The sequence below is a fragment of the Streptomyces sp. SID486 genome (genome assembly GCF_009865385.1).
Lineage (GTDB): Bacteria > Actinomycetota > Actinomycetes > Streptomycetales > Streptomycetaceae > Streptomyces.
The window spans coordinates 1-20,305 of sequence record NZ_WWJT01000790.1 but is presented as its reverse complement, the minus strand read 5'-3'; the positions used below and the strand labels follow the sequence as shown (position 1 = coordinate 20,305).

The 20,305-nt window shown below is 73.4% G+C and carries 21 protein-coding genes and 1 pseudogene; 16 read left to right on the top strand and 6 right to left on the bottom strand.

Annotated elements, in window-relative coordinates; all coding sequences use genetic code 11:
- The first annotated feature begins 38 nt into the window (after window positions 1-38).
- From GT045_RS37590 to GT045_RS37530, 13 genes are all read left to right on the top strand, one after another.
- A complete protein-coding gene (locus GT045_RS37590) occupies window positions 39-1,109 on the top strand; it encodes a ketoacyl-ACP synthase III family protein (RefSeq protein WP_161295186.1) in 1,071 nt (356 codons plus the stop codon).
- A 91-nt stretch (window positions 1,110-1,200) separates the two neighbouring features.
- Window positions 1,201-2,214: a ketoacyl-ACP synthase III family protein gene (locus GT045_RS37585; RefSeq protein WP_161336953.1), complete on the top strand. Its 1,014-nt coding sequence runs from the start codon at window positions 1,201-1,203 to the stop codon at window positions 2,212-2,214.
- Window positions 2,207-2,836: a hypothetical protein gene (locus tag GT045_RS37580; RefSeq protein WP_161295182.1), complete on the top strand. Its 630-nt coding sequence runs from the start codon at window positions 2,207-2,209 to the stop codon at window positions 2,834-2,836. Before GT045_RS37585 ends, GT045_RS37580 begins: the two co-directional genes overlap by 8 nt.
- A complete protein-coding gene (locus GT045_RS37575; protein WP_161336952.1) occupies window positions 2,833-4,518 on the top strand; it encodes a GH3 auxin-responsive promoter family protein in 1,686 nt (561 codons plus the stop codon). Before GT045_RS37580 ends, GT045_RS37575 begins: the two co-directional genes overlap by 4 nt.
- A 19-nt stretch (window positions 4,519-4,537) precedes the next feature.
- On the top strand, window positions 4,538-5,395 hold the full coding sequence (locus tag GT045_RS37570) for an SAM-dependent methyltransferase (protein ID WP_161295179.1): 858 nt from the start codon (window positions 4,538-4,540) through the stop codon (window positions 5,393-5,395).
- Complete coding sequence (locus tag GT045_RS37565; protein WP_161336951.1) at window positions 5,392-6,858, top strand: FAD-dependent oxidoreductase; 1,467 nt, start codon at window positions 5,392-5,394, stop codon at window positions 6,856-6,858. Before GT045_RS37570 ends, GT045_RS37565 begins: the two co-directional genes overlap by 4 nt.
- Window positions 6,858-7,982, top strand: coding sequence for a hypothetical protein (locus tag GT045_RS37560; protein ID WP_161336950.1), 1,125 nt, complete (start codon window positions 6,858-6,860; stop codon window positions 7,980-7,982). Before GT045_RS37565 ends, GT045_RS37560 begins: the two co-directional genes overlap by 1 nt.
- A complete protein-coding gene (locus GT045_RS37555; RefSeq protein ID WP_161336949.1) occupies window positions 7,979-8,731 on the top strand; it encodes a DUF6182 family protein in 753 nt (250 codons plus the stop codon). The genes GT045_RS37560 and GT045_RS37555 overlap by 4 nt, the downstream gene beginning before the upstream one ends.
- Window positions 8,728-9,381 (top strand): LysR family transcriptional regulator substrate-binding protein, encoded by a 654-nt coding sequence (locus GT045_RS37550; protein WP_161336948.1) that lies wholly within the window; start codon window positions 8,728-8,730, stop codon window positions 9,379-9,381. Before GT045_RS37555 ends, GT045_RS37550 begins: the two co-directional genes overlap by 4 nt.
- Window positions 9,378-10,157 carry an alpha/beta hydrolase gene (locus GT045_RS37545; RefSeq protein ID WP_161289817.1) on the top strand — a complete coding sequence of 260 codons (780 nt, stop codon included), beginning with the start codon at window positions 9,378-9,380 and terminating at the stop codon, window positions 10,155-10,157. Before GT045_RS37550 ends, GT045_RS37545 begins: the two co-directional genes overlap by 4 nt.
- A gap of 6 nt (window positions 10,158-10,163) precedes the next feature.
- Complete coding sequence (locus GT045_RS37540) at window positions 10,164-11,036, top strand: class I SAM-dependent methyltransferase (protein WP_161336947.1); 873 nt, start codon at window positions 10,164-10,166, stop codon at window positions 11,034-11,036.
- On the top strand, window positions 11,033-11,581 hold the full coding sequence (gene idi, locus GT045_RS37535) for an isopentenyl-diphosphate Delta-isomerase (protein WP_161336946.1): 549 nt from the start codon (window positions 11,033-11,035) through the stop codon (window positions 11,579-11,581). Before GT045_RS37540 ends, idi begins: the two co-directional genes overlap by 4 nt.
- Before the next feature lie 49 nt (window positions 11,582-11,630).
- Complete coding sequence (locus tag GT045_RS37530) at window positions 11,631-12,431, top strand: alpha/beta hydrolase (protein WP_161289825.1); 801 nt, start codon at window positions 11,631-11,633, stop codon at window positions 12,429-12,431.
- 21 nt (window positions 12,432-12,452) lie between these two features.
- Here the strand turns inward: GT045_RS37530 and GT045_RS37525 are convergent, their stop codons facing one another.
- Window positions 12,453-12,833 carry a MerR family transcriptional regulator gene (locus tag GT045_RS37525; RefSeq protein WP_161289828.1) on the bottom strand — a complete coding sequence of 127 codons (381 nt, stop codon included), beginning with the start codon at window positions 12,831-12,833 and terminating at the stop codon, window positions 12,453-12,455.
- A gap of 54 nt (window positions 12,834-12,887) precedes the next feature.
- Between GT045_RS37525 and GT045_RS37520 the strand changes: the two genes are divergently transcribed.
- Window positions 12,888-14,078: an MFS transporter gene (locus GT045_RS37520; RefSeq protein WP_161336945.1), complete on the top strand. Its 1,191-nt coding sequence runs from the start codon at window positions 12,888-12,890 to the stop codon at window positions 14,076-14,078.
- A 30-nt stretch (window positions 14,079-14,108) separates the two neighbouring features.
- Window positions 14,109-14,987, top strand: a complete 879-nt coding sequence (locus GT045_RS37515; protein WP_161291207.1) for an NADP-dependent oxidoreductase — start codon at window positions 14,109-14,111, stop codon at window positions 14,985-14,987.
- A 52-nt stretch (window positions 14,988-15,039) separates the two neighbouring features.
- Here GT045_RS37515 and GT045_RS37510 read toward each other — a convergent pair whose 3' ends face one another.
- The 5 genes from GT045_RS37510 to GT045_RS37490 all read right to left on the bottom strand — a co-directional run bounded on the left by GT045_RS37510 (window position 15,040) and on the right by GT045_RS37490 (window position 19,698).
- On the bottom strand, window positions 15,040-15,480 hold the full coding sequence (locus tag GT045_RS37510; RefSeq protein WP_161291209.1) for a MarR family transcriptional regulator: 441 nt from the start codon (window positions 15,478-15,480) through the stop codon (window positions 15,040-15,042).
- A 138-nt stretch (window positions 15,481-15,618) separates the two neighbouring features.
- Window positions 15,619-16,689: a sulfotransferase gene (locus GT045_RS37505; protein WP_161291211.1), complete on the bottom strand. Its 1,071-nt coding sequence runs from the start codon at window positions 16,687-16,689 to the stop codon at window positions 15,619-15,621.
- A gap of 209 nt (window positions 16,690-16,898) precedes the next feature.
- Window positions 16,899-17,615, bottom strand: a complete 717-nt coding sequence (locus GT045_RS37500) for an HAD-IB family hydrolase (protein ID WP_345942878.1) — start codon at window positions 17,613-17,615, stop codon at window positions 16,899-16,901.
- Window positions 17,616-17,641: 26 nt separating this feature from the next.
- Window positions 17,642-18,745: an oxidoreductase gene (locus GT045_RS37495; RefSeq protein ID WP_161336944.1), complete on the bottom strand. Its 1,104-nt coding sequence runs from the start codon at window positions 18,743-18,745 to the stop codon at window positions 17,642-17,644.
- Complete coding sequence (locus GT045_RS37490; protein ID WP_161291215.1) at window positions 18,739-19,698, bottom strand: ScbA/BarX family gamma-butyrolactone biosynthesis protein; 960 nt, start codon at window positions 19,696-19,698, stop codon at window positions 18,739-18,741. The genes GT045_RS37495 and GT045_RS37490 overlap by 7 nt, the downstream gene beginning before the upstream one ends.
- 474 nt (window positions 19,699-20,172) lie before the next feature.
- Between GT045_RS37490 and GT045_RS40340 the strand changes: the two are divergent.
- Window positions 20,173-20,262 (top strand): annotated as a pseudogene (locus GT045_RS40340) (peptidyl-prolyl cis-trans isomerase); the annotation flags it as partial.
- Between the last annotated feature and the right edge of the window lie 43 nt (window positions 20,263-20,305).

Below are 20,305 nucleotides of genomic sequence, written 5' to 3'. Positions count from 1 at the left end.
AGCGCCCGCACGCCCCACCACACCCCGGAAGGACACCCATGCGCTGGGAAGACATCCACATCGCCGGACTCGGCACGCACCTGCCCGCACCCGTGAGCGCCGAGCAGGCGAGGGACGAAGGCCGCTACCCGGCCGACGAGTTCGACGAGAACCAGCTCCTGTCCGCCCTGGAGTCGGACGACATGAGCGCCGTCGACATGGCCGTGGCCGCCGGCAAGCAGGCGATGGCCCGCAGCGGCCGGGCGGCCGAGGACATCGGCCTCGTCCTGCACGCCGCCATGTACCACCAGGGCGAGGACTTCTGGACGCCCGCCTCCTACGTCCAGCGGCACACCGTGGCCGGCACGGCGCCCGCCATCCACGTCGACCACGCCTCCAACGGCGGCATGGCCGCCCTGGAGCTGGGCGCGTCCTGGCTGAACGGCCGCCCCGGCACCCAGGCGGTCCTGCTCACCACCGGCGACCGCTACGCGCTGCCCGGCTTCGACCGCTGGTACAGCGACAGCGGGCAGGTCTTCGCGGACGGCGCGACCGCCCTGGTCCTCTCCCGCGGCAGCGGCATCGCCCGCCTGCTGGCCAGCAACTCCACCTCCGACCCGGAGCTGGAGGACGCCTACCGCGACGTGGAGGGCGGCTTCACGCTGGTGCCCCACCCCACGGGCAAGCCGCTGGACCTGCGCGGCCGCAAGAGCCGCTACATGAAGCGGGTCGGCAAGGACTTCGTCGTCGACCGGCTGGTGACCGGCCTGCTGGAGAACACCGAGCGCACCCTCGCCGAGGCGGACACCTCCATGGACCACATCGCCCGGGTCGTCGTACCCAACGTCGGGCGTGACCTGCTGGAGTGGGAGTTCCTCACCCCTTACAAGATCGACGTGGACCGCACGGTGTGGGAGTGGGGCCGCCGCACCTGTCACATCGGTGGCGGCGACCAGTTCGCCGGCCTCACCCACCTGCTGGAGTCGGGGCAGCTGCGCCCCGGCGACCAGGTGCTCGTCGTCGGCGTCGGCATCGGCTTCAGCTGGACCACGGCGGTGGTCCGCGTGGACGAGGTGCCCGACTGGTCCGGCCCGGACGCCGGCACGCTGCGCGTCCTCGACGCCGTCTGAACACACCCGGCCGCACGGCGACCGCGCCCGCGCGCGTCGCCGTGCGGCCCCCAGGACCATCACGGAACAGGCATGCGAGGGGGTAAGGACCATGCGCTGGTCAGGGTTGTACATCGATGCGGTGTCCGCCGTGCTGGGAGAGCCGGCCGACAGCGCACGAGCCGTCGCCGAGGGGCGGTTCAGCGCGGAGGAGGCCACCCGCACCCGGCAGCGGGCCGCCCGGGTCAGCGACCGCCCCGCCCCCGATCTGGCGGCCGACGCCGGCCGCCTGGCGTTGAAGCGGGCGGGCCGCGACCCGCGGGACATCGGCCTCCTCATCCACGCCGGCTGCTACGACCAGGGCGTCAGCTTCTGGAACACCGCCTCCTACGTCCAGCGCGAGGTACTCGGCCCCGGCGAGGCCATGGCGTTCGAGCTGCGGCAGATGTCCAACGGCGGGATGGCGGCGCTGGAACTGGCCGCGGTGCACCTCAGCGCCGTACCGACGCTCACGGCGGCCCTGCTGACCACCGCGGACCGGTTCGCCGAGCCGCGCTTCCCGCGATGGTCGGCGGACCGGGGGCTGGTCTTCGGTGACGGCGGCACCGCCATGGTGGTCTCCCGCACCCCGGGCAGGCTGCGCCTGGTGTCGACGGCGACCTGGTCCGAGCCCTCCCTGGAGGGCCTGCACCGCGGTGACGACCTGCACCACCCGCCCGCCGACCCGCAGGCGCCGCTGGACCTCCAGGCCCGCAAGCGGGCCTTCCTCGAGGACGTCCCGGTCGCCGAGACCATCGCACGCAACGAGGCCGGAATGCTGACGGCCGTCAAGCACTGCCTGGAGGACGCCGAAGGCGACGTCGCCGGCATGGCCTTCGTGCTGACCCCCTTCTTCGGGGCGGACCTGTCGCACAAGCAGTGCCTCGACCCGATCGGCGTCCCCGAGGAACGCAGCCTGCTCGACTACGGCCTCGGAGTCGGACACCTCGGCCCGGGCGACCAGTTCGCCGGGCTCAGCCACCTGCTGGACACCGGCCGCCTCGCGCCCCGTGACCGGGTACTGCTGGTCGGCGTCGGCGCCGGCTTCACCTGGACGTGCGCCGTCGTGGAGGTCACCGGTGACTGACCGGCCCTTCCACGTGCTCCTCGGCCCGGACGGCGCCGGCAAGTCGACCGTCATGGCCCAGATCGCGACCCGGCTGCCGGGATGGCGCACCCTGTCCACCGACGACAGCCTCGTCGGGGCCGGCCACGCACTCGTCACCGAGCTGCGCCGGCACGTCGTCAAGGACGTCCTGCCGCACCTGGGCACCGTGTACTCGGCCGACTTCCTGGCCAGTCTGCTCCAGACCGCCGTCGTCCACCTGAGGGACCAGCTGGAGCGGCACGACCCGGACGTGCCGCTGCTGATGGACTCCTACTACTACAAGATCCTCGCCAAGTGCCGGCTCGCCGGTGTCGACCACAACCCCATGTACGACTGGTGGCGCTCCTTCCCGCAGCCCCGCGCCGTGGTCTACCTCGACGTCTCGCCCGCCTCCGCCTGGCGGCGCTCCGGCGACGGCGCACGCCTGAACCCCCTGGAGTACTTCGGGGAACGCCCCGGGTGGCTGGGGTTCGAGAGCTACCAGAAGAACCTCCGCAAACTGATGCTGGAAGAGATACGGGAACTGCCGATGACGATCATCGAGGAACGAACCGGTGCGGCCCGGACCGCCGAAGCCGTGGCGGAGGTGCTGACCCGATGACCGCACAGCAGGGATGGGCGGCTCCCGGACACGCCGACCGGTACCGCGAGCGCGTGCTCGCCGAGCGCGACCGGCTCACCGAGGCACTCACCGACCTGCGCGGCCGGCAGCAGGACGTCCTCACCGACCTGCTCGGCTTCAACGCGGGCACCGAGTTCGGCAGGCGGCACGACTTCGACCGGATACGTCACGTCGACGACTTCCGCAAGGCCGTTCCGGTCCAGGACTACGCCGCGCACGCACCGCTGATCGAGCGCACGGCGGAGGGGGAGCCCAACCTGCTCTCCGCCGACCGGCCGGTCGTGTACTTCACCAGCAGCGGCAGCACCGGCGCCCACAAGAAGATCCCGGTGACCCCGCGGTTCATGCGCACCACCTTCTTCCCCTTCTACTACGCGGCCTGGGCACCCCTCATCGAGCACTTCCCCGACGTCACCCACCGCCCCGACGCGGTGCTGAACCTCAAGCACGACCCGCTGGCCGCGCCGCCGACCACCGCCGACGGACACCCCCATGTCGGCGCCAGCCAGGTCGACTTCGGGGAGAAGTTCGGCGAACCGCTCTCCGCGGAACTCGGCACCGGCGCGCCCTGGGCCACCCTGCCCGTGGACGTCGCGCCCGACGACCACCTGGAGAAGATGTACCTGCGGCTGCGGCTGGCGGTGCAGAGCGACGTGCGCTGCCTCATCGGCATCAATCCGGCGATGATCGCGGCCGTGCCCTACCAGCTGTCCCTGTGGTGGGAGCGCATCGTCCGGGAGGTGCGGGACGGCACCCTCGGCGGCGTCCCGCACGGCAGCCCCGACCCGGTCCGCGCCGCCGAACTCCAGCGGCTCGCCGACTACTTCGGCACCGTCACCCCGGCCCACGTGTGGCCGAACATCCGCGCCCTGTTCGGCTGGACCACGGGCGTGGCCTCCCTGTACCTGCCGGCGCTGCGCGAGCGGTACGGCACCGGCGTCACCGCGCTGCCGGCTCCGGTCGCGGCGTCGGAGGGACCGGTCGGGGTGCCCCTGGACCGGCACGGCACGGCCGGCAGCCTCGTCGCGACCGCCTCCGTCTACGAGTTCGCCGACGCCGACGCCGACCTCACGCCGGACACCCCGACGCTGCTGCCGCACGAACTCGAGGCCGGCCGCGAGTACCACGTGATCTTCAGCCATGTCGGAGGGTTGTACCGGTACGCCGTCGGCGACGTCGTCCGCGTCGTCGACCTTCCGGGCGGGGTGCCGCGCGTGGAGTACGCCGGCCGCGCCAACCGGTCCGACGCCGCCGGCGAGCGGCTGCGCGAGTCCCAGGTGGTCCGCGCCCTGCGCACCGCGCTGACCGCCACCGGCACGCAACTGGTCAACGTCGCCTGCCGCGTCGAGCACACCCCGGGCGCACCGGCACCCCACTACGTCTTCGCCGTCGCCCCGAGCACCCCCTGGCAGGAGACCGAGGCCGCGCGGTTCACGGCCCTCCTGGACGACGCGCTGGGCCGGGAGTCCGCCGACTACCGGCGCACCAGGGCCGAGCAGCGGCTCTCCGCCCCCGCACTGCGGCTGCTCGACGCGGAGGCCTTCCACCGGGACTGGCACACCGCCGTCGGCAGCGGAATCCGTCCCACGCAGGTCAAGGACCGCCTGTTCCGGCAGGACGACGCCCTGTGGCGGCGACTGACCGGCCCCGCCACCCCCTGAACCCCGTCACGAGGAAGCCATGACCAACCTGCTGAACCCGGTGGAGCGCACCGCCCTGCTCACCGCCGCCCTGCGCGCCGCCGAGACCCTGCGCGACGACCGCCTCTACGAAGACCCCTACGCCGCCCGCCTGGCCGGCGACACCGGCCCCGAGCTCCTGGCCGAGGTACGAGACGCCACCTTCCCGCCCGACCGGCCGCGCTCCCTGCCCAGCACGCCCGACTACAACGCCATCCGGACCCGGTTCTTCGACGACTTCCTCACCGACGCCGCGCAGGACCCGGCGATGACGCAGATCGTCCTGGCACCCTCCGGCATGGACTCCCGCGCCTACCGGATCGACTGGCCGGACCACATCCGCTACTTCGAGGTCGACCGGCCGGCCGTGCTGGCGTTCAAGGGCGAGCGCCTGCAGGGCGTCACCCCGCGCGTGGACCACCGCGTCGTCGCCGTCGACCTGACCGCCGACGACTGGGAGCAGCGACTCGTCGACGCCGGCTACGACCCGTCGCTGCCGTCCACCTGGCTGCTCGAGGGGCTGCTGTACTACATCCCCGAGGCGGACACGCACCGCATGCTGCACCGTGTGGCCGCCGTCATGGCACCCGGCAGCCGCATAGCCGCCGACCTGGTGAACGAGGCCGCGCTGACCCTGCCGCACATGCGGGGCCTGCTGGACGTCTTCGAGGGCTGGGGCTGCCCCTGGCTGTTCGGCAGCGACGAGCCCGAGGCCCTCTTCGAGACCTACGGCTTCGCCGTCGAGGCCGCCCAGCCCGGCGAGCCGGGCGCCGACTTCGGCCGCTGGCCCGATCCGGTCCCGCCGCGCCACGTCAAGGACGTGCGCCGGGTGTTCTTCGTCCACGGACGACGCCGTTGACCGCGCCCGCCGTCATCGTCGGCGGCAGCGTGGCCGGCCTGGCCACCGCCCTGGCGCTCGCCGAGCGCGGCCAAGCCGTACGGATCCTGGAGCGCTCGGCTCCGCCGCCGGACGGACCCGCCGCCAAGGCCGCCGAGCTGTGGCACCGGCCCACCGTGCCGCAGGCCGACCACTCCCACATCCTCACCTCGCTCGGCGTGCGGGTGCTGCGCCGTCGGGCTCCCCGCCTGCTCGACACGGCGCTCGAGGAGGGGGCGCGGCTGCTGGACCTCACGGAGGCGGCTCCGGCGGCCGGCGACCCGTGCGGGCCGGCCGACCCCTGGGCCGCGGCGGACCACGAGCTGACCGCCCTGGCCGTACGCCGTACCTTCCTCGAACTGCTGCTGCACCGCGCGGTGCGCGCGCTGCCCGGTGTCACGGTCGAGCACGGCACGGCGGTACGGGGGCTGCTCCTCGACCCGTCCCGGTCACGGGTGACCGGAGTCGTGACGGACGACGGGACACGGATACCGGCCCGGTTCGTGGTGGACGCCACCGGCCGCAAGGCGGCGTCCCTGTCCTGGCTCTCCCGGGCCGGCATCCCCCTCGGCGAGGATCTCACCGGGCCCACGCAGCTGCGCTGCTTCACCCGGTTCTACCGGCTGACCGCGCCGGACGGCGCCCTGCCGGGGCCGCTCAACCGCGGCAACGCCGCCGGCGGCATCTGGGACCACTACGCGGCGGTCGTGCACCCCGCCGACAACGGGACCTTCGCCGTCGCCGTCGGCACGCCCACCGCCGACCCGGCCACGGACGTGCTGCGCGAGCCCGCCGCCTTCACCGCCGCCGCCCGGCTCTCCCCCTACGTGACGGAGTGGACCGACGAGCGGGTCGCGGAGCCGCTGACGGACGTCCGGGCCATCAGCATGCCGCCGAACATCCTCCGCTCCACGGCCCGGCCCGGCCGCCGGCAGGTCGCCGGACTGTTCCCGGTCGGGGACGCCGCATGCGTCACCGACCCGCTGTTCGGACGGGGCATGTCCCTCGCCCTCCACCACGCCTTCCGGCTGGCCGAACTCCTCGGCGCCCACCCGCGGGTGGGGGAGGACCAGAGCGAGCGCGCGGTGCGGATCGCCGACGAGATCCACCGTCCCTGGTACGAGCAGGCCGTGCACGACAGCTTCACCCGCTCCCGGCTGTGGCGGGCCCGCGCCGAGGGCGGCACACCGCCGCCGGTGCCGCCCGCCGCGCCCGGCCGCCCCGCCCTGCCCGAGGTGGCGCGCGCCGCGGCGGCCGACCGGACCGTCTGGCGGGGCCTCGTGCGCGTCCTGATGGGCCTGAACACGCCCGCGGAGGTCTTCGACACCGCCGCCTTCCGGGACCGGGTCCGCGCCGCTGCCTCCCACCCCGCCGGACCCGGCCGGCGCCCGCCGAGCCGGGCGGAACTGCTCGCCGCCCTCACCCCGGGGGAGGTGCCGCGCTGATGGGCGGCACCCGCCCCAAGGTACTGCTGGCACCGATCACCGTGACGCCGTCGAAGCCGCTGACCCCGAGTCACCTCAAGGGGCTGCTCTGGACGGACGTGATGTACCGGGCCACCGCGCCGCTCGCCGACGTGACGTACCGCTACAGCCACACGACCTACCACCCCACCGAACAGACACTGGGCTTCTGGGAGTTCCTCGACCGCACGCTGGGCGACACCGACTACGGATCGCTGTCCGAGGAGGAGATCGGCGAGTTCTACGTCCGCTACCGGGCCGAGGGGAGGCCGACCACCACCGAGGCACTGCGCCCGTACGCCGAGGCCGTGGAGGACAACGGCTACGTGCACCCCGCCAGCGCCCGGATCCTGCGGCTGTGGACCGGGCACTACGAGCGGCTCGGCCTGCACGACCCGGGCCTGCTGGCGCACCAGCCGCCCGCGTGGGGCCTTCAGGAGACGGTCGAGTACCTTGTCGCCGCCGGCCTGGGACTGGACCAGCGGGAGCTGGGCGGTCCGGTCTACCTCGACGCCACCCGGTTCGGGCTGCCGCTGCGCCAGATCGTCACGGCCGACGGCCGCCCCAACTACCTGGCCTGCGCGCTGCGCGAACTGCTGCCGCTGGTTCCCGGCCACGACGAGGTCGTGCTGCTGTACGACCGGGAGCTGGACCCGGACTACCAGCTGCTGGAGCGGGTCCTCGGCCACCGGGCGACCACGGTGCGCCGGGTACCGGTGGGCCGGGTGCCGATCGACGGCAGGATCACCTCCGCCCGGCATGGTGGCTGGCACGACCACACGGTCGGTGCCCTGCTGCGGGCTCTCGGCGACGACCACCGCCCCGAGGTCGTGCGGCTCGGAGTACGCCTGTACTTCATCGCCACGCTCGGCCCCGGGCAGCAGGAGTCGTTCCGGCACGACCTGCTGCGCAAGAGCCTGGTCCGGGCCGAGCAGCTGCTGCGCCGGGCCGAGGAGACCACGAGTGCGGGACAGGCCGCGCCGGCCGCCCTGCTGGAACCCCACCGGCGTGACCACACGTACGTCGACCCCTACCGGCTCACCTCGTCCCTGCTGGGGCGGGGCCGCCGTCCCGAACCCTCCCTGCTGACCACGGTGTTCCTATGACGCTCAGCCCCGAACTCCTGCACAGCATCGCGGCCGACCGGCTGCGCGCCGCCCGCCCGGAGCTGGCCGCGCAGCTTGACCTGTCCACCCCGGACGGGCTGCTCGGCGCCAAGGCCGCGCTCGCCGGCGCCGAGTCGGCGGACAACGCCGGCGGCGCGCTGGTCGTCACGGTCGTCGGGCGTTTCCGCCTGCCGGACTGGGTGCGCGAGACGTGCCGCTTCGCGCTGTCCCTGCCGGCCGAACGGGCCGAACCGTGGCGGCGGTCCTTCACCCGCACCGTCTACCTGGCGGGCCGGCCGGACAACCTGGCGCACCGGTTCACGTTCGACCACGTGGCCGACGACGGCTCGGTCGCCTGGACCGGCCCGGCCGCCGACGGTCGGACCACCGCGCTGCGGCGCCTGCTGAAGACGTTCAGCGGCGACCGGACGTTGTCCGCCTGGGCTCCGGTCACGGTCACCGTGCCCGGCCCGTCCGAACCCGGCCCCGCCACCCGGCCCCCGGTCCACCGGGACCTGTACGTCGCCACGGCCCAGGTCACCGTGTCCCGGCTGCTCGTCCACGTCAACCACCTCCTCAGCGAGTCGGTGCTGGACGGGCTGATCGCTCCCGGGGACCGGCTGACCCTGCGCTCCGTGCCGCGCCTGGCCGGCCTCACCGTCCCGTTCGCCGCCCTGCGAGTCGACGCCGACCCCCACCGCCACGAGCTCCGGGCCTACGCCGGACTGACCAAGGAGAACCGAAGGTGACCGAACCCCTGCTCACCGCCCCACCCGAGGCGACGCGTCCCGTCCGGCTCGGCATCCACGGTGCGCCACATCTCGCGAGCGGCATCATCACCGCCGCCGGACACGACCCGCAGGACGTGGAGTTCGTCCCGTACGACGTCGCCGAGCCGTTCCGCCCCCTGCGCGAGCACACCGCCGACATCATGATCGTCAAGTACGCCCTGCGTGAGGCGGACATCGCCCTCAGCCGCCCCGTGGCCTTCGACGGCCGTGCCCTGATCGTCGCCGCGGACCATCCCCTCGCGGACCGCGCCACCGTCTCCGTCGAGGAGGCGGCCCGTTACGACGCCTTCAGCTGCCCCGGTGACTTCCCCCCGTACGTCTGGGACGAGGTCGTCCCGCCCCGCACGCCCGCCGGCACGCCCGTCCGCCGCGTCCACCCGATGACCACCGTGGAGGGGATGGTGGAGATCCTCTCCACGACCCGTGCCGTCCACCTGTCGTTCCGGTCGCTGGAGGCGATCCTGCCGCCGCACATCAGGGCCGTGCCGGTGCACGACCTGCCCCCGGCCCCGGTGACGCTCGCCTGGCTGCGCGACGCGCCGCTGCACCCGAAGGCGGCCGCCCTCGTCGCCGACGCGGAGCGAGGCGCCGAGCGGAGCACCCGGTGACGGCCGCGACCGGCCTCCCGGTCGTCCTGCTGCACGCCCTGCCGCTCAGCTCCGCCATGTGGCAGGCCCAGGCGGCTGCGCTGCGGGCGCGCGGCCATACCGTCCTCGCCCCCGACCAGCGCGGCTTCGGCGCCACCCCGCTCGGTACCGAGCCGCCGTCGCTGGACGCCGTCGCCGACGACCTCGCCGCCCTCCTCGACGCCCACGACCTGCCCACGGTGGCGCTCGCGGGCTGCTCCATGGGCGGTTACGCGGCCATGGCCTTCCTGCGCCGGCACCCCCACCGTGTGCGCGCCCTCGCCCTGTTCGCCACCCGGGCCGCCGCCGACAGCCCCGAGGCGGCCGGCGAACGCCACCGGTTCGCCGAGCTGGTGCTGGACGACACCCTGCGCGACCAGGTGGTCCGCCGGACCACACCCCTGCTGCTGGGCGCCACCACCCGCGCCCGCCGGCCGGACCTGGTCGACGAGGTCACGGCGATGGCGCGGGCCGCCGCCCCGGAGGCGGTCGCCTGGGCCCAGCGCGCCATCGCCGCCCGCCCCGACTCCCTCGACCTGCTGCGCGGCACGGACGTCCCCGCCCTCGTCGTCACGGGCGCGGAGGACGAGCTGGTCGCCGAGAAGGAGGCCCTCGCCATGGCCGACGCCCTGCCCCGCGGGCGACTGGTCACCTTGCCGGCCACCGGCCACCTCCAGCCGGTGGAGGCACCACAGGCGGTCACCGACCTCCTCACCGCACTGCTCGACGACGCCGCCACGGCAGATCGGAACAGGTAACGGAACATGCTGACGAAAGACCACGCGGCGTGGGGCTACGCCGCGTCCACCGGGCTGGGTTTCACCCACGAGGAGATCGTCCAGGCCCACTTCGACGCCTGCGCACCGCAGTACCAGGCGGCTCTCGACCAGGCCGGCATCCGGGCCGGCTGGCGCGTGCTCGACGCGGGCTGCGGCAGCGGCGCCTTCCTGCCGTGGCTGGCCGACCTGGTCGGACCGCACGGCCAGGTCTGCGCCGTCGACCTCGCCGAGGAGAACGCCGCGCTGGCCGCGCGGCGGACGCAGCACATCCGCGCCGAATGCGCCTTCGACGTGCGGCAGGGCGACATCCTGGACCTGCCCTACCCGGACGACACCTTCGACGCCGTCTGGTGCGCCAACACCACCCAGTATCTCGACGACGACGAACTCGCCCGCGCGCTGCGGGAGATGCACAGGGTCGTGCGCCCCGGCGGCATCGTGGCCGTGAAGGACCTGGACGCCTCCCTGATCACCGCACGCCCGGCGGACCCCTTCCTGTTCACGGACTTCTTCCGGCACGCGGCCCGCACCCAGGGGTACGCGCGCCAGCTGCTGCGCACCCGCGACCTGCACCGGGTACTCAGCGCCGCAGGGCTGGTGTCCGTACGGCAGCACACCATGCTGATCGAGCACCACGCGCCGCTGCCGCCCGCCGCCCTGCGGTTCTACGCGCTGGCCTGCGCCCGCATCGCCCGGCAGGCCCTCGACCTCGGCTTCGCCGGTGACTGGGAACCCTTCCTGGACCCGGACGGCGAGGAGAACCCGCTGCGGCACCCGCAGGGTTACATCAGCGAGGGCAACACCGTGGCCGTGGGCGTCGTGCCGCCGGCCGCCGGTCCCGGGCAGGTGGGCGCATGACGGCCGCGCCCGTGCTGCTGGAGGTGGTGACCCCGCAGGGGGAGACCATCGGCGAGGCGGAGAAGCTCAGCGTCCACCGGCAACCCGGCACGCTGCACCGCGCCTTCTCGGTGTTCCTGTTCGCGCCCGACGGAAGGATGCTGCTACAGCGCCGCGCGCTGACCAAGTACCACTCCGCGGGCGTGTGGTCCAACACCTGCTGCGGCCACCCCCACCCCGGCGAGGACCCCGCCGCGGCCGCCACCCGTCGTACCCGCGAGGAGCTGGGACTGACCCCGCGGGGGCTGCGTGCCGCCGGCACGGTCGTGTACCACCACGCGGACGAGGCATCGGGCCTGGTCGAGCACGAGTACAACCACCTCTTCGTCGGTGTGACGTCCCTGGCCCCCCGGCCCGACCCGGCCGAGGTGCACGAGACGGCCCTCGTCGACGCCGCCGGGCTCGGCGCCCTGCGTCGCCGGGCGCCGTTCTCCGCCTGGTTCCCCACGGTGCTGGCCGCCGCACTGCCCGAGATCCGGCGCACGGCTCCGGCCGGCGGCTGGTGAGACCCCCGCCCCGCGCCGACCCGGTCGGCCCACGACAGGAAGAGACACCGTGCCCACCGTCTCCGTACGCGACTCACCGGTTCACTACCGAGCCCGTGGCCAGGGACCCGGCCTGCTGTTCGTGCACGCCACCGGCACCGACTCCGCGACCAACTTCGACCACATGGTCGACGCGTTCACCCCCCGGCGGACCGTCATCACACCGGACTTCGCGGGCAGCGGCGGGACCCCTCTCGGACCGCACCCGCTGACCGTCGACCTGCTGGCGGAGCAGGTCATGGCGGCGGCGGGCGCGGTGACGGACGGACCGGTCGACGTAGTGGGCTTCTCCCTCGGGTCGGTGGTCGCCGCGGCGGCCGCGGCCGCCTGTCCGGAACGCGTACGGCGGCTGGTGCTGATCTGCCCGTGGACGCGCAACGACGATCCGCGCCAGCGCCTGCTGATGGACCTGTGGCAGCGGCTCCCGGGCCTGGACGAGCGCAGCCACCAGGAGTTCACCGCCCTGTCGGTGTTCTCCGCGCCCCATCTCGCGGCCCTCGGCGCCGACGGCATCGAGGCGGGGCTGAAGCTGATCACCGCCGAGACCGGCGTGCTGCGCCAGATGGAACTGGCCGCCGCGGTCGACATCCGCGACCGGCTGCACCGCATCCAGGCGCCCACCCTGGTGGTCGGCGCCGCCTACGACCACTGGATCCCCGTACGGCACGCCCGTCAGACCCAGCGGGCCATCAGCGACAGCCGGTACGCCGAACTCGACTGCGGGCATATGGCCGTCTTCGAGCGCACCCCCGAAGTGGTGCGCCTCGTCAGGGACTTCATCGGATACCGACAGCAGGAGACCCTGCCGTGACCCCACCCGCCCGGCGGCCCCTCAGGCCGGCTGGAGCCCCGCTGCCGCGGACGCGGGGGAGGCCTCGATCACGGTGTCCAGCATGCTGCGAGAGCTCTGGAGGTCGTTGATGGCGCGGGTGATCCGCTCCCGCTCCCGGCGTAGCTGCGCCACCAGGTCCTGACACACGGGCACCAGCCGCTCGCCCTCCTCGCGGACGCACGGCAGCACCCTCGCGATGGTGTCCGTGGTCAGTCCGGCGGTGAGCAGCGTGCGGATGCGGCGCACCGTCTCGACGTCCTGCTCGCAGTAGACGCGGTAACCGCTGGGCAGGCGGGTCGGCGCCAGCAGGCCCTGTTCCTCGTAGTAGCGCAGCAGCCGCTCGCTGACCCCGGTCCGCCGCGCCATCTCGCCCATGCGCATGGTGGCCCTCCTCGACTTGACTCTCACACCAATGTCAGACTTTAGCGTGACGGCATGAAAAAGAGCTCACTCATTCTCACGGCCTTGTGCGTGTCCGTGTTCGTGGTGGGGACGTCCGAGTACCTCATCGCCGGACTCCTTCCGCAGGTCGCCCACGACCTGGGCGTGTCGGTGGGTGCGGCCGGGCAGACCGTCACCGCGTACGGGCTCGGGGTGGTCATCGGCGGCCCGGTCGTGACCCTGCTCACCGCCCGCATGCCACGCAAGGGCCTCGCCCTGTCCCTCATGCTGCTGTTCGCGGTCGGCAGTGCGGTCAGCGCGTTCGCGGGGTCGTACGAGGTGCTGCTCCTCGGCCGTGTGCTGTCCTCGCTGAGCCACGCGGCCTTCTTCGCGCTGTCCCTGGTGGTCGCCAGCCGGGTGGTGCCCGAGGAGAAGGTGGGAAGGGCGACGGCGGCCGTGGTCTCCGGCCTGACCGTGGCCACCCTGCTCGGCGTGCCGCTGGGTGCGCTGCTGGGCGAACGGACCACGTGGCGCACGCCGTTCATCGTCCTGACGGCCCTGACCCTGCTCGGCACCGCGCTGCTGGCCGTCGTACTGCCGCGTCAGGCCGCCGAGTCGGCCGGCGCCCGCGCCGAGATCAGGGTCATGGCGCAGCGCCCGGTCCTGCTCGCCATCGCCACCACCGCCGTCGGGTTCGCGGGCGTGGCCACGGTGTTCACCTACATCGCGCCGCTGCTCACGGACGTCACCGGGTTCGCCGCGTTCGTGGTCTCGGTGCTGCTCCTGGCCTACGGCGCCGGCAGCTTCATCGGCAACATCATCGCGGGGCGCCTGACCGACCGGGCCCCGGCGGCCACCCTGCGCGGCGTCTTCGCCGCCCTGGCACTGTTGCTCGCCTGCACACCCTTCGCCATCACCTACAAGCCGACCGCCGTCCTGGCCGTGCTGCTTCTCGGCCTGCTCGCCACGGCCACCATCGCCCCGCTCCAGGGCCTCATCCTGCGTCACGCCCAGGAGGCGCCCACGCTGGCGGTCTCCGTCAACGTCGGGGCCTTCCAGCTGGCCACCGCCATGGGGTCGGCGATCGGTGGCGTCATCGTCGCGGCCGGTGAGCTGCGCTGGACCGGCCTCGCCGGCGCGGTGCTCAGCGCCCTGGGCCTGGTCGTCTCCTGCTACGCGCTGCCCCGGCGGCGCAGCGACGCCCCGGCCGCCCAGGCCGGCACCCGTACCCCCACCACCGCCTGAACCCACCCCGAAAGAAGAGGAGTTCGCGTCATGCGCGCCGTACAGATCGACGTCCACGGAGGACCCGAGGTACTCACCGTCCGGGAGGTCGCCGACCCGCAGCCGGGCCCCGGCGAGGTCCTGATCCGGACGGTCGCCAGCAGCCTCAACCCGGTGGACTGGAAGACGCGGGCCTGGGACGTGGGCCCCGCATTCCCGATGACCCTGGGCTGGGACCTGGCCGGCGTCGTCGTCGGCGGCTCGTCCGCCAGGTTCGCGGTCGGCGACCGGGTGATCGCCATGTCCGCGCAGGTCGCCACCGGCCGGGGAACCTGGGCCGAGCTGGTGAGTCTGCCCGAGCACCTGGTGACCCGCGCCCCGGCCACCCTCACCCTGGCCGAGGCCGCGACCCTGCCGCTGGCCGGCACGACCGCGGTGCAGGCGCTCGCCGCGCTCAAGCTGGAGAGCCGCACCCGCCTCCTGGTCACCGGGGGCGCGGGCGCCGTGGGCGGCCTCGCGGTGCAGTTGGCGCGCCGGGCCGGGGTGGCGGTCGACGCGCTGGTCTCGCGCCCCGAGCACCTGGCGCCGGTGAGGGAACTGGGGGCCGAGACCGTGGTGGACATGGCGTCCGACCTGCCCGAGGGGGTCTACGACGCGGTGCTCGACACCGCGGGTGCGGATGTCTCGGCGGCCCTCGCCGCGGGCGGCCTGTACGTCTCGATCTCCGACGACCCCCTGCCGGACGTGCCGGGTGCCGCCAAGAGCTACGTGCAGGAGAGCGAGAAGGACCTCGCCGAACTCGTGCAGCTGGTCGACGCCGGCCGGCTGCGGGTGCGGGTGGCCGCGCACCACCCCTTCACCGAGGTGCGTGCGGCGCACGAGCAGTTCGAGGCGGGAGGCCTGAGCGGCAAGGTGGTGCTGCTCTTCTGAGCCCGTTCGGTGATCCGGCGGGTTCCTGCCGAGCGCAGGAACCCGCCGTCGCTCACTGCTCTGTCCGGACCCGGCTCAGCAGCGGGGACAGGGCCGGGGAGAGCGCCGCCATCTCGAAGGCGGTGCTCAGCTCGCGGCGGAAGGTCTCGGTGTAGCGCTCCAGCTCCTGGCGGCCGGTGTCGGTGAGTTCGATGACGATGCACCGCCGGTCGTGCTCGCTGTTGCCGCGCTTGACCAGTTCACTGCGCTCCAGACGGGCGGCGACCCGGCTGAGCGTCGACTGGTTCAGGCCCATCTCGTCGGCGAGCTCCTGCATCTGGAGGGTTCGCTGCCCCGCCTCCCGGATGGTGCTCAGGGCGACGAAGTCGGTCAGCGCGATGCCGTGCGAGCGCAGCAGCTTGCGCTCGACCACCTGGGAGACGTAGCCGGAGAGCCGCGACAGCTGCCACCACAGCTCGACGTCGCTTTCGCGCTGACGGGAAATAGTTGCCAAGGCCCAACCTCCAGGCTCATGCCGCTTCCACGCAGTGTGGAGCTGCCGCCCCAATACGACTCCCCGCATGGAGACATTAACACATGATTAATCATGGAGTGACGTAGACAACACGGGAGAGTGCCGGGCGGGACGACCTCAGAGCGCGGAAAGCCCCCACTGTCGGCAGTACTGGGCGCGCAGCTCACGGAAGGACCGCGGCAACGCCTCCTCGTCGAGGCAGAACGGGTCGGCGGCGCCCGGCTCGCGCGGCAACTGGTCGCACTGCTCCAGCACCCGCCGCTCTATGCCGGTGGGCAGGGGTATGCGCAGGAAGTCGCAGATCCGCCGGACCGTGAGCAGCGGTGTCTCCATCACCTCGGGGTACGCCAGGTCGAGCACGTCCTGGCCCGGCAGCGCCGCACCGCACCATTCCGGCGCGGTCAGCGCCGAGCTCAGACGCCCCGCCCATTCGGCCGTCACGTCCGCCGGGTCCACCCGGCGGGACCACGCCTGGCGGCGGACCACGCTGATGCCGACCACGTTCGCCAGGGACGCCAGCGGGTCCCGGTGGACGCGGATGACGCGGGCGTGCGGGTACACCGAGCGCAGGGCAGGCAGCTTCAGCGAGTGGAACTCGTTCACCAGCAGCGGGGTGCCGCCGCGGACCCGGTCCAGGATGACGGCCAGGGCGTAGCGGTGGAAGCGGTACGCCTCACCGGCGTCCTGGGCCTGGAGCCAGTCGGCGTACGCGGGGATGCGGTACTCCAGGGAAGCCGACGGGGTGTGGAAGGCGTAGGTCAGCAGCAGGTGGTCGCCGTAGGGCGCGCCCAGGCCCGGGGCGCGGAAGCCGTCTCGTCGCTCCAGGTGCGCCCAGAGCGTGTGCTCGAACGGATCGTCGCTGGGCGCCTGGCTGCGCCAGGGGCGCCAGTCACTGGTGGGGGAGAGGATCTCCCACAGCGTGGGGATGTTGAGCGCGGAGTGCTGGTTGAGCAGCCGTTGCAGCCGGAACAGTCCGGTGCCGGGCAGCCCCAGCACGAACACGGCGTCGTCGCCCCACAACGCCGGGTCGATGCAGTTGTTCTCGACGAGTTCGCGGACCTCCATCTGGTTCACGAGCGCGGAGACGAGCCTGCGGTACGCGACGGCGACGCCCGTCGGGGTGAGGTCCGCCTCCTCGGCGAGGGACTGGGTCAGCCGGCGGTAGGCGGGGACGAAACAGGGCTTCATCGGTGTGGCGTCGTCTCTGGACCGCTGAGCGGACGCGTAGACGCGGTCCAGATCGAACGGAGAGCCCGGCTGGTGCGCGGCCGGGCCGACCCCCTGATCCGTCCGGCAGGACGTGGTGTGCCGGTTCCTCACCTGTCCCATCCCCCTCCGTGTACGGCTCAGCCGAGAGTAACCCATCGGGGGGAACGGAGCCGGGTGCCGAATCTCCGTCACCGCAGGCTGGGGGAGCGGGGGAAGGACCGGGACGCGCCGCCCTGACCGGCCCCGGCGTCACCGTGCCAGGGACCGGCCGACGCCGGCAGCCGCGCCCACCCCTCGCGGGCCGCGTGGCCGAGGAGCACCGGGTCCTCGCCCACCACCGTGGCGGAACCCACGCTCTGGAGCAGCGGCAGGTCGCTGGAGTGATCGCCGTAGGCGAAGCAGTCCCGGGCCTCGACGCCTGTCTCGGCCAGCAGCGCGCGGACCGCCTCGGCTTTCGCCGGGCCGATCATCGGCCGGGCGAGCTCGCCGGTGAGGCGGCCCGCCGCGTCGGCGCGCAGTTCCGTGCACAGCAGCCGGTCCGCCCCCAGCTCCTCGGCGAGCGGGTCCAGACACGCGTGGTGGGATCCGGACACCAGGACGACGAGATGGCCGGCGGCGGCGTGCTCGCGCAGGGCGGACACGGCGGCGGGGACGAAGGCGTGGGCGCCGCGGCGGTATTCGTCGTACCACTGGCGGCCCGCCGCGGCCAGGTCGGCCACGGCGGTCCCCGCGAAGGCGCGGTAGTAGGCCCGGTTGAGCTCCGCGCGCGAGGCACCCGGTCCGGCGCTCTTCACCACCTCGTCCAGGGAGGGCAGGGCGCCCCGCGCCTGGCGGAACCGCCAGTCGTGGAAGGCGACCATGCTCTTGGCCGAGATCAGTGTCTCGTCGACATCGAAGAACGCCACGCGGCGTACGGTGTCGGCAACGCCGTTCACATCGCCTCCAGTTCGGCGCGCGCCCAGTCCTCGCCGGCGGCGTCGGGGTCGAGCGTGGCGTGTGCCGTCACGGCGGTGACGTCCCGCCAGTGGTCCTGCACGGCGTTGCCGTCCAGGAGGCCGTGCGCACCGGTGGTGCGGAAGAGCAGGTCGGTGGCGCGTGCGCACATCGCGGCCGCCCTGGTGGCGTCCCGCCGGCACTCGGCGACGGCGAGCGCCGTCACCGGGGCGGTGTCCGCCCGCTCGGCCACGTCCGTCAACAACAGCTCGGCCGCGCGCAGTTCACCGCTGACCCGGGCGTACGTCCGCGCGAGGCGGGGGGCGAGTCCGCCCGCCGGGCCGGCGGCGCGATCCTTCGCCTCGGTACGCCAGGCGGACAGGGCCGCCCGGGCCGCGCCCAGCGCAGGAGCGGCGAACATCAGGGCCGCCACCATGGGGAACGGCACGCTGTGGCAGCGCGCGGCGCCGGGCATGGGACGCATCAGGTCGCCGACGGTGAAGGAGCGGTGGGCGGGTACGAAGACGCCGTCCGTCGTGACGGTGTTGCTGCCCGTGCCGCGCAGTCCCATGGCGTGCCAGGTGTCCTGCACGTCCACCTCGGCCCGGGGGACCGCGAAGACACGGTGGTCCCGCTGCGCGCCCGGTTCCGCCCCGGCGGCCGGGGTCGACGAGCCCAGCAGCACCCAGTCGGCCACGTCGATCCCGCTCGCGTACCGCCAGCTGCCGGTGAGCCGCCAGCCGTCCTCCTGCCGGGTGGCGTGACCGCTCGGCGGGACGACCGCCGCGGCGATCCGGACGTCGGGGGAGGCGGCCCACAGGTCGCGCTGTCCCTCCTCGGGAAGGTAGGCGGCGAGGCGCCCGTGCGCGGCGAACAGCGTGGCGCACCAGGCGGTGGAGGCGCACTCCTCCGCCACCGCCACGGACGCGTCGAGCAGTTGGCGGAAGGTGCCGGCCCGGCCGCCCCAGCGCTCGGGGACGAAGTGCCGTGCGAAGCCTTGCGCACTCACCGCCTCGGCGACCTGTGCGGTGAGCCGGCGTTCCCCGGCGATCCGTCGGGCGTCGTGGGCCGCGGCGGCGGCGACCGGCGCCGGGTTCAGCACGGCACCGCCTCCGCGTACGCGCTGCGAGCCACCCGGACACGGGCCAGCGTACGGTCGCCCTGCTGGGCGGCGAGGACCAGGCTTCCCGCTCCGGGCCCGTCACCGGTGGCTTCGGCCGTGATCAGGACCGGTACGTCGAGCTCACCGAAGCACTCGAACTGCGCGTCCACGCGCTGCGGGCCGCCGGTTCCGCCGCCGCCGGCCACATGGGCGGCCTGACGCATCGCTTCGAACAGCACCATGCCCGGGATGTGGTCGGACCTGTGGTCGAAGAGGACCGGGTGGGTCTGGTCCATCGTCAGCAGCCAGCTGAGCGGGGCGAGATCCGGTGCGTCGGCCAGCAGGACGTCGCGCGTGAGGCGGCGCCCGACGGCCTCGGGGCCGAGCGGCACGGTCGGCATGCTGCCCAGACGGCGCGATCCGGCGGTCGGCGTCGGGCTGTTGCGTCGGCGCAGCACGTCGTACTGCCGGGAGGGCATGACCACCCAGCGCACCGCGGCCCTCGCGTAAAGCGTCCCGCCGATGAGGACGTCGGCCTCCAGCGACATGTCGGCCCGGCCCGACCGTGCCACCGTGTGCGAGCAGGAGATGTCCAGGACGACGGGGAGCGGGCGGCCGTGTCCGTGCGGCAGCCCGGGCGGCAGGACCTCCACGCCGAACTGGTCGAGGACGAAGGCACGTTCCGCACGGGGTATGGCGTAGAACCCGTGGCTCAGGTGGATGGCGGCCTGCCGGACCGACTCCACCACGAAGCTCGGATCGCCCTTGCCCTGGGCGTCGGGGTGGTACAGCGCGTGGTCGTCCGGCCATAGCGCCGCCATCAGGAAGCGGTTCGCGCCGACACGCCTGGCGTCGGTCAACAGCACCTGGTCCTGGGCTGCCTTGTGGACGGTCGCGGGCGGAAGGGGCCTGCTGTGCGTCAACCCCGTGATGTGCTCTGACTGCAACGGCAAGGCGGGCTCCTCGGAAGGGGAACGTTCAGTACCGGCGGCCGAAACTAGATGCGCCGCGAAAAATATGAAAGCACATGCATTCGATTTCGGTGGGCGGAGTTCACTCCCGTCCGGTCCGCGGACGGGAGCAAGGCCGCGCGGGACCTCAGGTGCAGGGGAGTGGGTGCCGTCACTGAATCACCACAAATCGCGATTCTTCGTGGCGGACCGAACCGGCGACTCCGCTTGTTCCCTGGGCAGAGCCGGAGTTCGCCGAAGGAGGCCGAAGCCGGGCGGAGGGCCTGTTTCGGCGCGGGGACGACGCGCAGGGAGCGGTTCCAGGACGGATCGCGCCTCCCCGGCAACGGAAACCGCGGTCCAGCCGACCAGGCGTCAACGACAGTTCGACGCATGGGGCTTGACGCGATCCCGTTTTTCGGACTCGCCCTCGGCGCAGGCCAGACCGAGGCCGACCTGGCCCGTACACCCGGACCCCGTACGGTGTGCCATCGGCTGACGGCGTATCCGTCGCTGAAGGTCCTGCGGTGTGGCGACCCGACCGGCACGGGCGAGGGTGGGCCGGGATAGGAGTACAGGGACGAGCTGCCGGTGGACCTGCCGCCGGCAC

Excerpts from the sequence above, each read along its gene's own strand:
- GT045_RS37590 (WP_161295186.1), top strand. The coding sequence starts at position 39 with ATGCGCTGGGAAGACATCCACATCGCCGGACTCGGCACGCACCTGCCC.
- GT045_RS37585 (WP_161336953.1), top strand. The coding sequence starts at position 1,201 with ATGCGCTGGTCAGGGTTGTACATCGATGCGGTGTCCGCCGTGCTGGGA.
- GT045_RS37575 (WP_161336952.1), top strand. The coding sequence starts at position 2,833 with ATGACCGCACAGCAGGGATGGGCGGCTCCCGGACACGCCGACCGGTAC.
- GT045_RS37570 (WP_161295179.1), top strand. The coding sequence starts at position 4,538 with ATGACCAACCTGCTGAACCCGGTGGAGCGCACCGCCCTGCTCACCGCC.
- GT045_RS37560 (WP_161336950.1), top strand. The coding sequence starts at position 6,858 with ATGGGCGGCACCCGCCCCAAGGTACTGCTGGCACCGATCACCGTGACG.
- GT045_RS37555 (WP_161336949.1), top strand. The coding sequence starts at position 7,979 with ATGACGCTCAGCCCCGAACTCCTGCACAGCATCGCGGCCGACCGGCTG.
- GT045_RS37540 (WP_161336947.1), top strand. The coding sequence starts at position 10,164 with ATGCTGACGAAAGACCACGCGGCGTGGGGCTACGCCGCGTCCACCGGG.
- idi (WP_161336946.1), top strand. The coding sequence starts at position 11,033 with ATGACGGCCGCGCCCGTGCTGCTGGAGGTGGTGACCCCGCAGGGGGAG.
- GT045_RS37525 (WP_161289828.1), bottom strand. The coding sequence starts at position 12,833 with ATGCGCATGGGCGAGATGGCGCGGCGGACCGGGGTCAGCGAGCGGCTG.
- GT045_RS37520 (WP_161336945.1), top strand. The coding sequence starts at position 12,888 with ATGAAAAAGAGCTCACTCATTCTCACGGCCTTGTGCGTGTCCGTGTTC.
- GT045_RS37515 (WP_161291207.1), top strand. The coding sequence starts at position 14,109 with ATGCGCGCCGTACAGATCGACGTCCACGGAGGACCCGAGGTACTCACC.
- GT045_RS37505 (WP_161291211.1), bottom strand. The coding sequence starts at position 16,689 with ATGAAGCCCTGTTTCGTCCCCGCCTACCGCCGGCTGACCCAGTCCCTC.